Origin of the sequence: Winogradskyella sp. ECml5-4 (assembly GCF_036903175.1) — a bacterium.
Taxonomy (GTDB): domain Bacteria; phylum Bacteroidota; class Bacteroidia; order Flavobacteriales; family Flavobacteriaceae; genus Winogradskyella; species Winogradskyella damuponensis.
Genome location: NZ_JAYJLF010000014.1, coordinates 21,462 through 39,795, shown reverse-complemented (window position 1 = coordinate 39,795; position 18,334 = coordinate 21,462). Strand labels below are relative to the sequence as shown.

Here is an 18,334-nt window from a genome sequence, read left to right as displayed (position 1 = left end):
ATGAACAAACCATACATTGAATTTAGAAAACAACGCGATTTTAGTAGTATTTTAAGTGATACTTTTGGATTTATTAGAAACGAATTTAAACCTTTTATAAAAACAGTTGTCAATATTGCAGGTCCTGCTATTGTTGTTTTTATGATTGCACTTGCAGCTTACAATTATGTCTCTGGAGATGTCCTTAACTTTAGCTCTTTTGGAGAGCCTAGTTTTAACTCTTCGAGTGTTTTTGTTATAATAACCACAGCCATTTTTTACTTAATTTCTGCAATTGCAGCATATATACTTACTGTAGCTTCTGTTCTTTTTTATATAAAGTCCTATGTTGATAACAAAGGGGTTGTTGATCCAACAGAGGTAAAAACCAATGTACACAAGTCGTTTTGGTCCTTTTTAGGGTTAAGCTTTTTAAAAGGTATTACCTTATTTATAGCTGCTTTACTTTGCTTTCTCCCTGTATTCTACGCAATGATCCCTATGGCAATTGTCTTTAGTATTTATGTTTTTGAACCTAAACGTTCTACATCAGATGCATATAGTCAGAGTTTTAAATTAGTAAATATAGATTTCTGGACCGCTTTTGGAGCATTCCTTATTTTAGGTATAATTTATTATGTTCTTGGTATGGTCTTTTCTATTCCTACAGTTATTTATACTCTAATTAGTACAGGTGTTTTTTCTGGCGAAATTGATCCCGCTAATATGAGTACTTTTTCTCAAGATCCTATTCTCATTTTCTTGAATGTGCTTAACACATTCTTTCAGTTCTTTTTAAACATCATTTTAATTGTTGGTGGAGCTATTATATATTTTCATCTGCATGAAAAAACAAACTTTACTGGAACTTATGATCGTATTAGTGAAATTGGAAAAATAGAAGACTAAATGCTTGTATATAAATGGTTTCTTATTTGTTTTTGTATTGGGCAATTTTCTTTTGCGCAACAAAACGAGCAACCTATATTATACGATGATTCCGTAATAGAAAAGCAACACATTTCCGAAAAAGACTTAGAAACGTATAAAGCCGATGACGATTTTAATTATACCGAAGTTGTAGCCGAAGAAAACTTTTTTGATAAAGCAAAACGATGGCTAAGAAACTTCCTTATTAAGTTTTGGGAATCTATTTTTGGTGTTGGCACTGCCACAGGATTTCTTTACTTTATGTTTCGAATTTTGCCCTATATATTATTAGGCGTTTTAATCTTTTTATTAATTCGGTTTTTCCTAAAAGTTAATTCAAACAACCTAATAACCAAAGCAAAAAAAGAAGCCTCAATATCGTTTACTGAAGAAGAACAAATCATTAAAAATGAAGATATTAATGCTTTGATAAAAGATGCTATTCAGCAAAAAAATTACAGATTGGCCATTCGGTATTACTATCTACTTTCTTTAAAACAATTAACTGAAAGCGATCATATTTTATGGCAGCCTCAAAAAACAAATGAAGATTACATCAATGAAATTGAAAAAGATCATTTAAAAATCGATTTTAAAAATATCACTAGAATTTATGATTATGTATGGTACGGAGAGTTTAATGTCGATGCTATAAAGTTTGAAACTTTAAAATTGCCTTTCGAAAATTTAAATAAAACAATTACAGCACCTTGAGTAAAAAAGGAAAACTATATATCGTACTTGTGGCTTTCGCAATTTTATCAATTGTTGTAATAGAAATGACCAAACCTAAACAACTCAATTGGTTTCCGTCTTATGCTACACATCATAAAATCCCTTTTGGCTCTTATGTCTTTAATGAGCAGTTAAAACGTGTTGCCGATACTGTTAATATTATAGACAGACCGCCTTTTGAGTACTTAAAAAACACCACTATTAATGGAACTTATCTGTTTTATAATGGAGGAATTAACTTTGGAAACGAAGAATTAAATAGTTTATTAGATTGGGTAAGCAAAGGAAACACACTAATGGTTTCTGCCGTTGGTTTTGAACATAAATTACTAGATACTTTAAACCTAGATACTAAAGCCGTAAATATTATTGACAATTTTAATAACAAATATCAAGTAAAACTAGTAAACCCTTTGTTAGCTAATAATACGTCCTATAAGTACGAAAAAGCAACAACATTCTATTATTTTAATAAAATTGACACTCTAAAAACTTCAGTTATTGGATTAATTGATAAATACAGAGGTCCAAACAAACCAATTAAAGATTCTTTAATCAGCAGTATAAAACAGCCCTTTGGTAAAGGTGAAATTATACTAAACACATTTCCTCAGGCTTTTACTAATTACTTTATATTACAATCCCCTAATCAAAATTATACCGCAGGACTTTTATCATATATAGATACCAGTAAGCCAATTTATGTAGACACTTATTACAAGACAGGAAAGACCTTTTACACTTCTCCAATGTATTTATTTTTAAATACTAAATCTTTAAAATGGGCCTATTATCTGGTATTAATTGGAGCATTAATCTATATTATTTTCGAAGGTAAACGAAAACAACGTGCCATCCCAATTATAAAACCTTTAAAAAATCAGACTGTAGACTTTACCAAAACGATTGCCAATATGTATTACGAAAACGGAAAGCATAAAGATATTGCGCAACATAAAATTCATCATTTTTTAGAGTATATTAGAAATACAATGCACTTATCAACTGCAGACATAAACACTAGTTTTTTAAAAAACTTAGCTGCAAGAAGTAATAATACACTTGAAGACACACAGACTTTATTTAAACTTATTAGAAGTTTAGATCAAAAAACAGAAATAAGTAATATCGAATTAGAAAGGCTAAATAGCTTAATAGAACAATTTAAATCCCATAATCAATGGAAGATACCGACATAGTAAACGACGACTTAAATTTTGATAATAGAATACAATTAGAAGGTTTAAAAAATGCTGTAGAAAGTATTAAAGCCGAATTGCGAAAAGTTATTATTGGGCAAGATCATTTTGTAGAACTACTTATTGTGGCATTATTGGCAGATGGTCACGTTCTTATAGAAGGTGTTCCTGGTATTGCTAAAACCGTAACAGCAAAATTATTTGCAAAAGTATTAAAAACAGAATTTAGCCGAATTCAATTCACACCCGATTTAATGCCAAGTGATGTTTTAGGAACCTCTATTTTAAATATGAAAACTTCGGAATTTGAATTTAAAAATGGTCCCATTTTTTCAAATATCGTTCTTATTGACGAAATTAACAGAGCTCCTGCCAAAACGCAAGCTGCATTATTTGAAACCATGGAAGAACGTCAAGCTACAATAGATGGCACGACCTATAAATTTGAGAATCCCTTTATGGTTTTAGCAACTCAAAACCCTATTGAACAAGAAGGAACTTATGCGTTACCAGAAGCACAATTAGACCGTTTTATTTTTAAAATCAAAGTAGATTATCCGTCTTTAGAAGATGAAATTAAAATTATTGCCTCACATCACGAACGCAAAGGCGAGAAACCACAAACAAGAATTAATGCCATTTTAGATGTCGCTTCATTAGAAGATTACAAAAGCAAAACACAAGAAATTCTTGTTGAAGAAAAAATCATTAAATATATCGCAGAGATTGTTTCTAAAACTAGAAATCATCCACATTTATATCTTGGTGGTTCGCCAAGAGCTTCGATCGCTATTTTAAATACAGCCAAAGCTTTTGCAGCCATAAACGGACGTGATTTTGTGATTCCAGAAGATGTAAAAAAATCGTTAAACCCTGTACTTAACCATCGTATTATCTTAACGCCAGAACGCGAAATGGAAGGTATGACTACAGAAAACGTAATTGAAATGATTGTACAATCGGTTGAAGTGCCACGATAGTCTCAGTAAGCAGTAAGCAGTAAGCAGTAAGCAGTAAGCAAATATGAAATTTTTAAAATCATTATACATACACAAACAGCTCTATATGTATATAGCTCTGGCATCGGTATGCTTTCTGTTATCGTATTGGATCCCTGTTTTATACGCTGTAGCCTGGATATTAACTATTTGCATAATTGTATTATTATTAATTGACATACTACTACTCTATCAACCAAAAAACGCTTTAAATGCAAGGCGAATTTTACCCGATAAATTTTCGAATAGTGACAACAACCCTATTCCAATTACAATAACCAATAATTATGGCTTTAAAATCCATTTAGACGTTATTGACGAGTTACCTGTACAATTCCAAAAACGGGATTTCTCTTACCAAACCTCTTTAAATCCAACTCAGAATCACAATTTTGAATATTTAGCAAGACCTGTAGATAGAGGTGAATATTACTTTGGCCACCTCAATATATTTGTATCATCTGTTTTAAAAATTATAAAACGAAAATATAAATTTCAAAATCAGCAAATGGTAATGGTTTATCCATCCATTATTCAAATGCAGAAGTACGATTTTCTAGCCATAAGTAACGCACTAACCGAAATTGGCTTAAAAAAAATTAGACGTATTGGTAATACTTCAGAATTTGAACAAATAAAAGACTATGTCCAAGGCGACGATTTTAGAACCGTAAACTGGAAAGCCACGGCAAAACGCGCACAGTTGATGGTAAATCAGTTTCAAGACGAAAAATCACAACCTATTTACTCTATCATTGATACTGGTAGAATAATGAAAATGCCTTTTAATGGCTTAAAACTATTAGATTATGCCATTAATTCAACCTTGGCCTTTAGTAATGTAGCCTTAAAAAAACATGATAAAGTTGGTATGATTTCATTCTCAAAAAAGATTGAAACCTTTTTGCCTGCCATTCAAAAGCTAACATACCTCAACCGTATTTTAGAAACCTTATACAACATAGACACACAATTTACCGATAGCGATTTTGGTTTACTTTATGCGCAATTAAAACGAAAAGTTACCCATCGTAGCCTGCTTCTACTCTACACCAATTTTGAACACATTAGTGGTTTAAAGCGTCAAATGCCCTACTTGCAAGCCATTTCTAAAAAACACATGCTTGTTGTTGTCTTATTTGAAAATACAGAATTAGATACAATCTTAAATGAAAATGCAGAAGATTTACAAACCATTTATCATAAAACCATAGCCGAAAAATTTGCTTTTGAAAAACGATTGATGGTCAAAGAGCTTCAAAAACACGGCATACAGTCTATTTTAACGGCTCCCGAGAATTTAACAATTAATACTATTAATAAGTATTTAGAAATTAAAGCTCGTGGACTTTTGTAATTACTTTTCTAAATTTAAAAAGTAACTCATAAGTTTTTAACCCGAATAACAGTTCATCTGTATAAAATTACAATTCAGTAAAGTCAATTATATAAACTGAAGTGTTTGTTAGATATTTGAATCATCAACAAAAAAGAACAGGATCTTACACTAACCATTAAAAACTTAAATCATGAAAAATTTACTTTTAACTTTCGCTTTAGCATTAACAACTTTATTCAGCTTTTCTCAGGACTCTAAAACAAGCATCACTGTAACTATAGATAACGTAACAAGCGATAAAGGCACCGTTAAATTATCTTTACATACAGTAGACACATTTATGAAAGGAAAAGGACTCATGAGTGCCCAATCTAAAATAAAAGATGGAAAAATTACAGTCACTTTTGAAAATGTTAACCCAGGCGACTATGCTATTATTGCTTTTCATGATGAAAATGAGAATAGTAAAATGGACTTTAGAGAAAATGGAATGCCATTAGAATCTTATGGTATGTCTAATAACTCTATGGCTTTTGGACCACCAAATTATAATGATGCAAAATTTACAGTTGCAGATAAAAACTTAGATTTAAATATTCGTTTCTAAAAAGCATCAGCATCAATCAAATTATAAAATCAGAACGCCATTAAGAAATTAATGGCTTTTTTTATATCAATCTATTATTACCAATACACCCGAAACATTAAATTAGGAGTAATACCTAAAGCATACTTCTCAATTAATTTTATAGGATCATTTAAGCTATTGTTTCCAGTATACTCACGACTAATTAAGTTTTTTCTATTATAAATATTTCTGACTGAAAATCCTACTTTACCTTTTAGCTTATTTTGCTCGGAGAATTTAAAGCTATAAGTTGAAGAAAAATCTAAACGATGGTAATTTGGCAATTCACCTGTATTTATACCTTCATTAAAGACCAACCCATCACCATCTTGTTGTGATATGGTATAAGGTTTTCCTGTTTGCCATTTCCAACCTAATGCCAATTGAAACCCGTTAAGATTATAACTAACTGCAGAAGATACAGCATGTGTAACATTAGATTTTGAAGTAAAATCCCTGTCATCATTTAAATTATCAAAGTTACTTTTAGAACGATTAAACGAATAACTTAACCAAGAAGTAAACCCATTAAATCGTTTTTTTACAAAAGCATCAACACCAAAAACACGTTGTTTCCCAATATTAAAGTTATTACTTTCTGGGTTTAAGAATCCTAATGATAATGCTGTAATATTTTTAAGTTTTTTAAAATAAGCATCAACATCAATACTAAAACCTTGCTTATTATATATAAAGCCTGATGAAACTTGCTGACTGTTAATAATAGGAAACGCACTACCATCTGCGAGTCTCCAAACTCTGTTTTCTAAAGATAAATCACTAAGAATAGTTTCATCTATTTCGCTAATAATCTGATTTTTGATTTCTGCTGTAGCTTGAAACTTTAAGTTTTTAACTATTGATTTAAACACTTGTAATCTGGGCTCTAACCTTACAGCATCTAATTCCTCAAAGTAACTCGCACGCAAACCAACAGACACATCAATAAGCTCTAGATTACTGTAATCATAACTACCAAATAAACTATGCGTTTGTACTATGTTATCTTCAGTATCTAAAACAAATACCAAATTTGTAGTATTTAAAAACGCATAAGCAACATCTTTTAATGTGTACTGATAACCAAAGGTGACATTGCTATTCTCTGAAACATTAATACGTAATTCAGAGGAAATACCCGAGTCATAAATTGTATTTCGTTTTTCAAAATCTGAAGTTTGTTCGTTGTTTTCTTTAGTGATGAAATTATAATTCAATTTATAATCTGAAAAAAATGCTGTTGTCGTTTGCGCTATTTTCTTGCTCCAATCAATACTCCAACCCAAACCATAACCCGTATTTGTCGTCATTAACCTATCAGTATAAGACGTATTATTTTCTGAATCGTTTACACTGTAATCTAATTGATTTTCAATTGAAATTACGCTCGCATATAACCGATTCTTTTTATTAGGCTTATAATTTAATTTGACGTTATAATCTGAAAATAAAAAATCGTTATTACCGTTTTCAATATCTTTAATTTTAGTGCTTTCAAAAACCTTATCCGCTAATTGATTGAAAGTAACTGTTTCAAAAACATCCATATAACTTCTTCTATAAGACGCTTGAATATTTAATTTATCTTTTATAATTGGAATATCTAAAAGTGCATCTGCAGAAATACCATTAAAACCTAATTCAGCTGTTGTTTCATTAGAAATATCAGTACGTGATGAGACATCAATCACACTAGACAAACGCTCTCCATAACGCGCATGAGCACCTTTATTAATAAATTTAATTTCTGAAGTAACATTTGGATTTAAAGGTGAAATCATACCAAAAAGATGACCTTTATGGTAAATAGTAATTCCATCCCAAATTAATCTATTTTGGTCGGAAGCACCACCACGAACAAAAAAACTCGTGGCTGTTTCATTAGGACTTAAAACACCTGGCAATAACTGTATACTTTCTAATACATCTGGTTCTGTAAGACCTGGTAAAATACCAAGTTTTACGGGTTGTATATTATAAGAACCATTGCTGTTTTTTTTAATTCCTTTAGTTAAATAACTACGAATCACCACTTTATCTAAAGCATTAAAATCAACGTCTTTTTCTGAATTTTGGTTAATAATAACGTAGCGATTATTTAACACTTTATAATTTAAACCTGTAACATCTTTAATAGCTGCTAACACCTCTAAAAGAGTTCTTTTTTCTCGCTTAATAGTAATACGGTTTTTACTTAAATCTTCATCTTTATATGAAAACAAGACATTGTATTTATCTTCAATTTTAGTGAATGCATCTCTAATATCTTCGTCTGTAAATTGAATGTAAAAAGCCTCTTCTTGAGAAAAGGCTAGTAATGGGAGTAACATTAAAACAAAGAAATAGATTAACCTCATCTTTAGTATCTAAGTTTAATGTTACGTTTCTCTTTTTCAGAAAATTTTATGTCCATAGTTTCAAAAACCGTTTTTAAAGCGACATTTAAATTATTATGAGGAAAGCTACCTGAAAACAACACTGATCCATCAATGGACTCTGTATTAAAGGTAATATTGTACTGCTCTTCTAGTGCGGAAATAACATACTTAATAGGTATACTTTTAAAAGTACTTTCTCCAGTTATCCAAGTTGGTTGTATAAATTGTGTTACAGAATTCTCCGAAGGAAAACCATTAATTTTTCTAACACTATTAGTTGGTAATAAGAGGTGTTCTGAAGCATTAGTTTTAACGCTAACTTTTCCCTCATAACAGACCACATCAAAAAAATCACTTGTAGAGTTTACATTAAATTGTGTCCCTAAAACAGATACTGAACCATTGGCTGTTTTAACGGTAAATGTATTTCCTTTTTGCACTTTAAAATAAGCTTCACCTTCTAAGGTTAATTCTCTATTCGTTGTCCAGTCACTCTTATTATAAGTTATTTTAGATTTAGAATTAAGAATTACTTCCGAACCATCTAAAAGTGCAATAGTTTTGTTTTCACCAAAACCAGTTTCAACTATTACATTATCATTTCCAAATAAAGAAAACAATCCAAAGAGCAAAATAAGAGAAGCAGCAATACCAATGGTCCAAGTTTTATATAATGATCGGACTTTTGGTTGCTTAGTAGAAATACGTTTTTGAATTTTATCATAACTCAAATTAATTGGAGCATCCAATTGTTCAGCAACCTCAATTCCTTTTTTTAGTTTTTTATAAGCATTAAAGTCGTCATCATTTACTAAGTTTTTCAACTCCATATCTGAGCGCTCACCTTCTAGCCATTGTGCTAAAAACGTATCTTTATCTATATTTGATTTTTGACTTTCCATTTTCTTCTATTACTAAGACAACACACATTTTAAAAACCCTACTTAAATTTAAACTTTTCCTATTTCTGTTCGCATTACAACTAAAGCATGATGCATTCGCTTTTCAACAGCTTTTACGGAGATATTTAGCATGTCTGCGATGTCTTTATATTTTTTCTTTTCAATTCTATTTAATAAGAATACTTCACGCTGTTTCTCTGGTAATGACGCAATGGTTCTTTCGAGTTTTTCCATAAACTCCTTTTCGAGCATAATAAATTCTGGAGATTCATTGGTATCATGCTTTTTATGATTCTCGTTATACTTATGCACTACTTTTTGATGTTTCTTTTCGTTTATAAACATGTTGTTTGCTATGCTATAGAGATAACTTTTTACTTTATCATAATCTACATTACTGCAATTATCCCAAAGCTTAACAAAAACATCTTGCAATATATCTTCTGCCGCTTCAACATCTTGTGTTTTAAAAAACAAAAAACGCCTAATTGCCTTTGCGTAAGTATTGTATATAAACTCAAAGGTTTTAGAATGACAAATATTACGGCTATTTTTAGACATTGAATTAATTTATTTTTGCATTCAAAACTATGAAAAAAATAGTTTGAGAAAAAAGTAGGGTTTTTAAAACGTGTGTTGTCTTAGAGTAGATTAACCTCGATAATTTAATTTTAACCTTTTTAATTTCAACAAAATGAAAACATTAAAACTAACCTTATTTAGTCTTGTGATGGCACTTATGGTGCTAACCTCATGTACTAACAACGAATCGGTAATCGAGGAACAACAACACACAGAAGAAAGTGGATCTATCACCAATGCACTCTTACAACTAAGAACTCAATTTGATGATAGCGGAAATGTAACACAACCCAACAATCCGGCAGGAAACATTGTTTTAGATTTTTGTTTCGATTTTGTGTACCCATTAAACTTAGCTTATAACAACGGAACAACGGTTACAGTTGCAGATTTAGAAGGTTTAATAGACATCATGTTAAATTCTACTGAAGATTTATTTATTAATGGTATTGCTTTTCCGTTTAATGTTGAAACCTATAGTGATATTACAAATGCTATTGAAATTGTTACAATTAATAACGAAAATGAATTTATTGCATTATTAGAAAGTTGCGACTTTAATGTGGCTGAACCTTGCGAATGCTACGAAGTGTACGATCCTGTATGTGTAGAAATCTCTGACCCTAGTGGTGCTATATTTACAGTAACGTATCCTAATGCATGTTATGCTGCTTGTGATGGATTTACAGAAGAAGACTTTTTAGATACCTGTGAAGAAGATTATAATCCAATTGGTAGTGACTGTTTTACTTTAAACTATCCTATATCAATTGTTTTAGACAACAATACTGTTGTTGTTAATTCTGATGAAGAATTAGGAACAGCGCTTTACGATATGTATCATTTTGACTTTGTGTATCCACTTACTGTAACATTAGAAAATGGAGATACAGCAGAAGTTAATAACTCAGATGACATGGATGCATTAATTACTAGCTGTTATGACTGTCCTTGTCCTGCAAATGTTGATCCTGTTTGTGTGGAAATTGAACAACTAGATGGTAGTATCATAACATTTGTATATAATAATGCTTGTCTCGCATTCTGCGATGGTTATACAGAATTTGACCTTGTATATTGTAATTCTAGTAATGATCTTTGTTTACCAACAGCCATATCCGATGCCTTAGAAGGTTTTACAGGATGGACAATTAACAGTTACAATGGTTCTCAAGATTTAAACGTTTATGAAATCACGTTTAATTCTAATGGAACTTTACAATGGATGTCTAGTGGATCTACTTTTTCTGGAACATGGTCTGTGGAAGAGAATCCAACATCTGGCAACATGCTTTCAATGAGCTTCTCTGGCCCAGATTTACAACAAGCAACTGGAGAATGGAGAATAGCAGACTGTGACCTTCCTTGCTCAATAACTCTTCAGTCTAATAATGGAGACGAAATGATTGTGAGTCGTGAATGTGATTAATAGCTATTTTTGTTAAAAAAAAATCCCCTCAGTAATATTACTGAGGGGATTTTGCTTTTATTCTATCTTGATTATACAGTTTCACCCAACCACGCTTTCATCATCCAAACCGTTTTTTCTTGTTCAGTAATGAAATCACTCATCATTGAATTAGTTCCTTCATCATTAGCTTCTCCAGCTGTTTCTAAAATTCCTCTTTCTATTTTCAATAATTCTGACAATGAATCTACAATTAGTTGAACTGCTTTTTCATCTTTAGAAATATTTTTTCCAACCGGTACTTTTGCCGCTTTAGTGTAGTCTTCAAAGGTATGTAATGGCGTAGCGCCTAGTGTTAAAATACGCTCTGCTATTTCATCTACTTTAAGGTTCGCATCTGTATATAATTCTTCAAATTTCACATGAAGATTAAAAAAGCCACGTCCTTTTATGTTCCAATGTATACCTCTTAAATTTTGGTAGTACAATTGAAAATTTGCTAATAACTGGTTTAATTCATCAGCTAATACTTTTGTTTTTTCGGTATCTAAACCGATGCTATTAAGTGTCATAATGTGTTGTTTTTTTGTTTATTCAAAGTTACGATTTAAATAAGCCTTATTTCGTATAGTTTTTATGAATACTTTATATACTTTTATAGTCTAAATTAATAGTTATGACCATTACACAACTAAAATATGCTTTAGCCATAGCAGAACATAAGAATTTTACCAAAGCAGCAGAAAAATGCTTTGTAACACAACCTACCTTAAGTACTCAGATTCAGAAATTAGAAGACGAATTAGACATTACTATTTTTGACAGAGGTAAGAAACCAATTGAATTAACAGATGTTGGAAGAAAAATTGTTTTTCAAGCCAGAAACATTGTAAATGAAGCCGATAGAATTCAAGATATTGTAGATCAACAAAAAGGATTTATAGGTGGTGAGTTTAGGTTAGGTATTATTCCTACCGTTATGCCAACATTGTTACCAATGTTTTTAAAGAATTTTATAAAGAAATTCCCAAAAGTTAAATTAAAAATTGAAGAATTAACCACTGAAGAAATTTTAACGCGTCTTAGTGATGGCCATTTAGATGCCGCTATTGCAGCCACACCTTTAGAGAGTGACAATATAAAAGAGCGTGTTTTATATTATGAACCTTTTGTGGCTTACATCCCAGAAAACCACCGATTAAAAGACAAAAAAACCATTGAAGTTTCTGATTTAAGTATTGATGACATGCTGCTTTTAGAAGATGGTCACTGCTTTAGAGATGGCGTTATTAATCTCTGTAAAACATTTAAAGATCAAATTGATGAAAATTTTCAATTGGAAAGTGGCAGTATAGAAACGCTCATAAAATTATCTAATGAAGGTTTGGGCATGACATTATTGCCGTATTTACACACTTTAGATGTGAGAGAAAAATTAAACCCTAATTTAAGACACTTTAAAGAGCCCTCTCCTGCTAGAGAAGTGAGTATTATTTATCATAAAAGTGAATTAAAAATGCAAATCATCAACGCATTACACGATGTTATTTCTGGTATCATTAGAGGTGCAATTGCATTTCAGAATGTAGAAATTATTAGCCCAAAGGCTAAGTAATAAAAGATTAAAACTAAAAAAAAGCGTCCCAAGGTTATTGGGACGCTTTTTTTATGCTTTTAAATAAATTAAACATTGATTTAATTCCGGGTTTTGATTGATTAGGGACTGAATATATATTCTAAGTTCTTCAAGTTCGTGAGGCAGTAATCGCCTAACTGCTTTTTGTACTTCCTTGCAGAATAATGTCGCATCAAAACTCACTTTGCTAAGTACAATTTTAGTGTACTCGTACATCGCTCTCGCCATAGTTTATTTTTAGTTTTAGGTTTAACAAAAGTAGATGTTCTCTATAGGCTATTGTTTCAATTATGTCTTAAAGATAATAAAAATTAACAATGAAACTCATTTTCACAGAAAGTTTAACAGCTTCTTATGTTAAAAGTTTGGAAATAACTCCTTTAAAATATTTATGAATGCAAAAACAAACCACCAAACCCGTAACAAACTACAAAACAGCCAGTTATTTATTTTTAAAATCTATTATCACCATCTAACAAATCGCCTAAGCCTCCTAAAATACTACCTTCTCCTTTAGACTTTCCACCTCTTGGTACAGAAGCTAAAACACGTCCTGCCAATCTACTAAATGGTAAAGATTGAATATATACTTTTCCTGGTCCTTGAAGCCTTGCAAAAAATAAGCCTTCTCCACCAAAAATGGAATTTTTTATACCTCCAACAAACTCAATATCGTAATCTACACCTTGTGTAAAACCAATAATACACCCTGTATCTACACGTAACGTTTCACCTGCGGCCAAAGTTTTTACGGCTGTGGTGCCACCTGCATGAACAAATGCCATGCCATCTCCTTCTAACTTTTGCATAATAAAACCTTCACCTCCAAAAAGTCCACGTCCTAATTTTTTAGAAAACTCAATACCTACACTAACCCCTTTTGCCGCGCATAAAAAAGCATCTTTTTGGCAAATAAATTTACCGCCATATTCCATTAAGTCAATCGGAATTATTTTTCCAGGATAAGGAGAAGCAAAAGACACGTTTCGTTTACCTACAAGATCGTTATAAAAAGCTGTCATAAATAAGCTTTCGCCTGTAAGAATACGTTTTCCAGCTCCAAGTATTTTACCTAAAAGGCCTGTATCTTTTTCTGAACCATCTCCAAAAATGGTATCCATTTTTATGCCATCGTCCATCATCATAAAGCTTCCTGATTCTGCAATTACGGCTTCTTGCGGATCTAACTCTATTTCTACATATTGCATTTCTTCACCATAAATTCGGTAATCTATTTCGTGTGCGTTTCTATCGCTAAAATCTGGTAATTTTTCCATAATTAATGTATTGTTTTAAGATTGATTCACTTATATGTTGATAGAATATGTAAATTGTTACAGTTTATAAAAATTTCAATTACTAAATTTATTATGCCTATTTACGGTAAACTTTAAAAGTAAAACCTATGACTTTACTTTTAGTGTCCATTCAAAATTAAAAGAAGAGACTTCTACTCCATCTGCATTTACTCCATTGGCATTTAACCAAACTGTTTGCCCTTCACCTGTTTCTATTGCTTTTGATATTGCGTCATTAATCTTTTCACCTTCAACACACTTAAATGTAATTCTTCCTGTAGCTTTTTTAGTAAATGATGCGTTATTACTTGCAACCAACATAGATATTTTTTTTCCGCTTTCTCTTATCTTTTGCATAACTAAAGCACCAGTAGTTAACTCTGCCGCCATACCTTGAACAGCCCAAAACATAGATTTAAATGGATTTTGATTTACCCAACGATGTTTTACAGTAACAACACAAGAGTTATTATTTAATTCTTGAGTTCTCACACCTGTAAAATATGCTGCAGGCAGCTTAAACATTAGATATTTATTGAGTTTAGAAGGAGTGATTTTCATATAGATTGATAATATTTTTCACTAAAATAATCGAAAAAACTCAACATAACTAATGTTAATAAAATGTTAATTTTTAGTACTATGCGTAACATAATACCTTTTTAAAGACATATATTTGTATAAGCAACTATTATATACTTTTAAACATGTTAAACAATCATCATAAAAATTTAGCGACATTTATACACTTGTCTACCTTTTCTAGGTTTGTAATTCCGTTTGGGAATTTTATTGGTCCAATAGTATTATGGGCAGCCAACAAGGATAAATCAGAATTTATAGATACGCATGGTAAGCAAGCCATTAATTTTCAGATTAGTGTTTTACTCTATGCTATTATTATAGGCACTTTAAGTGTTCCTTTTTTCATCTTTAAATTATTTAGAGGCTTAGATGTTATAGACTTTCATGGTTTTCATGATTTTCATATTAATGTAGGCGAGCCTTCCCCTTTATTATATATAGGAGGTGGATTGGGTGCATTGGCAGTAATCGCTTTTATAATAGAATTAGCCCTTATTGTTAAAGCGAGCTTATCGGCTAGAGATGGACAGACGTTTAAATATCCTTTTACCATCAATTTTTTAAAATAATTAATGTTGAATTAATTTCAGCAACCAAAATATTCATCAATCGGTACTGAACGTACTTCAGTATCACAAATCAATCAAAAAATGAACAGTTTAATAGAATTTAAGAATTATATCATATGAAGATAGAAAACACAAAAGCACAAATGCGTAAAGGTGTTTTAGAATATTGCATATTATCCATTTTAAAAGATGAAGATGCTTATGTTGCAGAAATTCTAGGCACACTAAAAGACGCAAAAATGCTTGTTGTAGAAGGAACCATATATCCACTATTAACAAGATTAAAAAACGCTGGATTACTCAATTACCGTTGGGAAGAATCGACATCTGGACCACCAAGAAAATATTATGGACTTACCGAAACAGGAAAGCTGTTTCTTAATGAATTAAACTCAACCTGGAGCGACTTACAAAATGCCGTTAACCTAGTAACCAATACAAAAACAACAAAGAAATGAATAAAACAGTCAATATAAATTTAGCAGGTATATTCTTCCATATAGATGAGGATGCATACCTTAAATTGCAACGCTATCTTGAGGCTATAAAACGTTCATTTACAGACTCTCAAGGTCGTTCAGAAATTATAGCAGATATAGAAGCTCGTATTGCAGAATTATTCTCTGAACGTATACAAAACGAAAAACAAGTGGTTGGTGTTAAACTCGTTGACGAGGTTATTGCCATTATGGGGCAACCAGAAGATTACCTCGTAGATGACGAAATCTTTGAAGATGAACCTAAACAACACTACAAACAAAAATCAACAACATCGAGACGATTATTTAGAGACACAGACAACTCTTATGTTGGTGGTGTTTCAGCTGGTTTAGGTCATTATTTTGGTATTGATGCCTTGTGGATTAGAATTGTTTGGTTTCTTTTAATATTTGGTGCAGGTACAGGTTTTCTGCTTTATATTTTACTTTGGGCATTAATACCTGAAGCAAAAACTACAGCCGAAAAACTAACCATGACTGGTGATCCGGTAAATATCAGTAATATCGAAAAAAAAATTAAAGATGGTATTGATACCGTTTCTGAAACGGTAAAAAATGTAGATTTAAAAAAACATGGAGACAAACTAAAAGAAGGCTTTGATCATGTATCTGATAATATATCGGAAACCGTAAAAGGTGTTAATTTTCAAAAGCAAGGCAGTAAACTAAAATCGAGCTCTCAAAACTTTTTTGATGGCATTGGTTCAATTATCATGTTCTTCTTAAGAGTGATTGCAAAATTCATTGGTATTATCTTAATTATTGTAGGTATAAGTGCTTTAATAGCCATGATAATCGCTTTATTTACTGTAGGAATCACTGATGTTATTCATTTCCCTGGGATGGATTTTATTAATGCCTCTAATGCGGCTAATATTCCTATTTGGCTAATGTCGTTACTACTATTTTTTGCTGTAGGAATTCCATTTTTCTTTATATTCTATTTAGGTTTAAAGATTTTGGTAAACAACCTAAAGTCTATAGGGAATATTGCAAAATTTGCATTATTAGGTCTTTGGATTGTCTCAATTATTGGACTCATTATTACAGGAATTAAACAAGCCACAGAACAAGCATATGATGCGAATTTTACTAAAGTTGACGACACTTTAAATATTGCTTCAGGAGATACACTAAAAATTAAAATGGTTGGTCACGATGAATATAACAAACATTTGTATAGCGACAATAATGGCTATAGAATTAGTAGTACAGATGATGGTAACAATATTATATCAACAACAGATATAAGGCTTACTGTAAAATCTACCACAGACTCTTTAGCTAGCATAAAAATTATTGCTTTGGCAAGAGGTAGTAGTTATGAATTAGCAAGAAAACGAGCTAATGAAATTAAATACAATTATTCTATAGTAAATAACGAACTAAAATTAGATTCATATTTAATTACGCATGCTTCAAATAAATTTAGCGATCAACATATTGAAGTGATATTGTACCTACCTGAAGGTAGCATCTTTATTGCCAACAGCAATACACAAAATTTTCGTCGCTATTATAAATCTTCAAACGAAATTCTGAAGCGAGGAATGGAAAACCATTTCCTAAAAGTAAAAGAAGATGATGTTGAGTGTTTAGATTGCGATGATGAAATTGAGAATGAAGAATTCATTGAAGAAACAAGCGAAATTATTGAAACCATTACTAATAAAGAAAAATCAGAAGTTACCATCTCAATTAACGAAGAGAATGGTGTTAATATTGAAATTAATGACAATTGAAACCAAAAATTCTACAAGTCATCACATTTTAATATACCATTAAGCCTAATCAACTTAAATTTATAAAAATTTCATCAATCAAAAAACCAACAGAAATCATGACTACATTAACAAGAATTATCGTAACCAGTATTATTAGTTTATTAATGCTATCCTGTAACTTTTCCATGAATTTTGGACAAGGAATAGATGGTAATAGAGAAGTTATCACAGAAGAGAGGACTATTTCTAATGACTTTAACGAAATTAAAATTAGCCAAGGTTTAGACCTCTACATTACTCAATCTAATAATGTTAATTTAAGCGTTGAGGCAGATGCAAATCTTCACGATCTAATTATGACAGATGTAGAAAATAATATATTACGAATTTATTCTACTCAAAATATAAGAAGTGCATCTTCAAAAAAAATTAGACTCAACCTTAAAGACATTTCTGTAATAAAAGCCACAAGCGGTAGCGATGTTTATTCTACAAACACCATTGAAGTTGACAAACTGGAATTAAACACAACAAGCGGATCAGATATTACATTAGACGTAAAAACGCTAACATTATATTGTAACTCTACAAGCGGAAGCGATATAAAAATTAGCGGTACCACAAAAGCACTCACTGCATCTGCAACAAGTGGAAGCGATATTGATGCCTCTAACCTTTTAGCTGAAACATCTGATGTAAAAGCCACAAGTGGTGCTGATATTTTTGTAAACACCACAAAAGCGTTAACCGCTAAGGCTACAAGTGGTGGAGATATTAAATATTATGGAAATCCTGAAAAAGTAGAAAAAACTGACACATCTGCTGGTAGTGTAAAACAACAATAATCATTTAAGTTTAGATATTTATTTAACCCACAAAACACTAACAACCAATCAATTATAAATCATCCTAAATTCTAATTAGAGTTTGGGATGATTTTTGTA

General features: G+C 31.1%; 19 protein-coding genes. 12 read left to right on the top strand and 7 right to left on the bottom strand.

Features of this window, described 5'->3' with window-relative positions; genetic code table 11:
- From VDP25_RS14155 to VDP25_RS14130, 6 genes are all read left to right on the top strand, one after another.
- Entirely contained in the window at window positions 1–888 is an 888-nt protein-coding gene (locus VDP25_RS14155; RefSeq protein WP_334470862.1) for a hypothetical protein, read from the top strand.
- Window positions 889–1,623: a DUF4129 domain-containing protein gene (locus VDP25_RS14150; RefSeq protein WP_334470860.1), complete on the top strand. Its 735-nt coding sequence runs from the start codon at window positions 889–891 to the stop codon at window positions 1,621–1,623.
- Window positions 1,620–2,843 carry a DUF4350 domain-containing protein gene (locus VDP25_RS14145; RefSeq protein ID WP_334470858.1) on the top strand — a complete coding sequence of 408 codons (1,224 nt, stop codon included), beginning with the start codon at window positions 1,620–1,622 and terminating at the stop codon, window positions 2,841–2,843. Before VDP25_RS14150 ends, VDP25_RS14145 begins: the two co-directional genes overlap by 4 nt.
- Window positions 2,825–3,823: an AAA family ATPase gene (locus VDP25_RS14140; protein WP_334470856.1), complete on the top strand. Its 999-nt coding sequence runs from the start codon at window positions 2,825–2,827 to the stop codon at window positions 3,821–3,823. The genes VDP25_RS14145 and VDP25_RS14140 overlap by 19 nt, the downstream gene beginning before the upstream one ends.
- Window positions 3,824–3,866: 43 nt before the next feature.
- The gene (locus tag VDP25_RS14135) at window positions 3,867–5,198 is read left to right on the top strand and encodes a DUF58 domain-containing protein (RefSeq protein ID WP_334470854.1); all 1,332 of its coding nucleotides are present in this window, start codon (window positions 3,867–3,869) and stop codon (window positions 5,196–5,198) included.
- A gap of 172 nt (window positions 5,199–5,370) precedes the next feature.
- Entirely contained in the window at window positions 5,371–5,787 is a 417-nt protein-coding gene (locus VDP25_RS14130; protein WP_334470852.1) for a DUF2141 domain-containing protein, read from the top strand.
- A 77-nt stretch (window positions 5,788–5,864) separates the two neighbouring features.
- Here VDP25_RS14130 and VDP25_RS14125 read toward each other — a convergent pair whose 3' ends face one another.
- From VDP25_RS14125 to VDP25_RS14115, 3 genes are read right to left on the bottom strand one after another with little or no spacing between them, the layout of a single operon-like run.
- A complete protein-coding gene (locus VDP25_RS14125) occupies window positions 5,865–8,165 on the bottom strand; it encodes a TonB-dependent receptor domain-containing protein (protein ID WP_334470850.1) in 2,301 nt (766 codons plus the stop codon).
- Between the two features lie 2 nt (window positions 8,166–8,167).
- The gene (locus VDP25_RS14120; protein ID WP_334470848.1) at window positions 8,168–9,088 is read right to left on the bottom strand and encodes a FecR family protein; all 921 of its coding nucleotides are present in this window, start codon (window positions 9,086–9,088) and stop codon (window positions 8,168–8,170) included.
- Window positions 9,089–9,136: 48 nt separating this feature from the next.
- Window positions 9,137–9,649 (bottom strand): RNA polymerase sigma factor, encoded by a 513-nt coding sequence (locus tag VDP25_RS14115; RefSeq protein ID WP_334470846.1) that lies wholly within the window; start codon window positions 9,647–9,649, stop codon window positions 9,137–9,139.
- Window positions 9,650–9,782: 133 nt separating this feature from the next.
- On the opposite strand from VDP25_RS14115, the gene VDP25_RS14110 reads away from it, so the two are divergent.
- A complete protein-coding gene (locus VDP25_RS14110) occupies window positions 9,783–11,099 on the top strand; it encodes a hypothetical protein (RefSeq protein ID WP_334470844.1) in 1,317 nt (438 codons plus the stop codon).
- Window positions 11,100–11,170: 71 nt separating this feature from the next.
- On the opposite strand, the gene VDP25_RS14105 is transcribed toward VDP25_RS14110, so the two are convergent.
- Window positions 11,171–11,650, bottom strand: a complete 480-nt coding sequence (locus tag VDP25_RS14105) for a Dps family protein (RefSeq protein ID WP_215924477.1) — start codon at window positions 11,648–11,650, stop codon at window positions 11,171–11,173.
- Window positions 11,651–11,754: 104 nt separating this feature from the next.
- Here VDP25_RS14105 and VDP25_RS14100 point away from each other — a divergent pair, with 104 nt between their 5' ends.
- Window positions 11,755–12,693 carry a LysR substrate-binding domain-containing protein gene (locus VDP25_RS14100; RefSeq protein ID WP_215924476.1) on the top strand — a complete coding sequence of 313 codons (939 nt, stop codon included), beginning with the start codon at window positions 11,755–11,757 and terminating at the stop codon, window positions 12,691–12,693.
- A 51-nt stretch (window positions 12,694–12,744) separates the two neighbouring features.
- Here the strand turns inward: VDP25_RS14100 and VDP25_RS14095 are convergent, their stop codons facing one another.
- The 3 genes from VDP25_RS14095 to VDP25_RS14085 form a co-directional block, all read right to left on the bottom strand.
- Complete coding sequence (locus VDP25_RS14095; RefSeq protein WP_334470840.1) at window positions 12,745–12,942, bottom strand: hypothetical protein; 198 nt, start codon at window positions 12,940–12,942, stop codon at window positions 12,745–12,747.
- Window positions 12,943–13,166: 224 nt separating this feature from the next.
- Complete coding sequence (locus VDP25_RS14090; protein WP_215924470.1) at window positions 13,167–13,991, bottom strand: TIGR00266 family protein; 825 nt, start codon at window positions 13,989–13,991, stop codon at window positions 13,167–13,169.
- 126 nt (window positions 13,992–14,117) lie between these two features.
- Window positions 14,118–14,573 (bottom strand): DUF4442 domain-containing protein, encoded by a 456-nt coding sequence (locus tag VDP25_RS14085; protein WP_215924468.1) that lies wholly within the window; start codon window positions 14,571–14,573, stop codon window positions 14,118–14,120.
- Window positions 14,574–14,719: 146 nt separating this feature from the next.
- Here VDP25_RS14085 and VDP25_RS14080 point away from each other — a divergent pair, with 146 nt between their 5' ends.
- The 4 genes from VDP25_RS14080 (at window position 14,720) to VDP25_RS14065 (ending at window position 18,235) form a co-directional block, all read left to right on the top strand.
- Window positions 14,720–15,166 carry a DUF4870 domain-containing protein gene (locus VDP25_RS14080; protein WP_215924466.1) on the top strand — a complete coding sequence of 149 codons (447 nt, stop codon included), beginning with the start codon at window positions 14,720–14,722 and terminating at the stop codon, window positions 15,164–15,166.
- Between the two features lie 116 nt (window positions 15,167–15,282).
- On the top strand, window positions 15,283–15,624 hold the full coding sequence (locus VDP25_RS14075) for a PadR family transcriptional regulator (protein WP_215924464.1): 342 nt from the start codon (window positions 15,283–15,285) through the stop codon (window positions 15,622–15,624).
- A complete protein-coding gene (locus tag VDP25_RS14070; RefSeq protein ID WP_334470835.1) occupies window positions 15,621–17,408 on the top strand; it encodes a PspC domain-containing protein in 1,788 nt (595 codons plus the stop codon). The genes VDP25_RS14075 and VDP25_RS14070 overlap by 4 nt, the downstream gene beginning before the upstream one ends.
- A 98-nt stretch (window positions 17,409–17,506) precedes the next feature.
- On the top strand, window positions 17,507–18,235 hold the full coding sequence (locus VDP25_RS14065; RefSeq protein ID WP_334470833.1) for a head GIN domain-containing protein: 729 nt from the start codon (window positions 17,507–17,509) through the stop codon (window positions 18,233–18,235).
- Window positions 18,236–18,334: the final 99 nt, after the last annotated feature.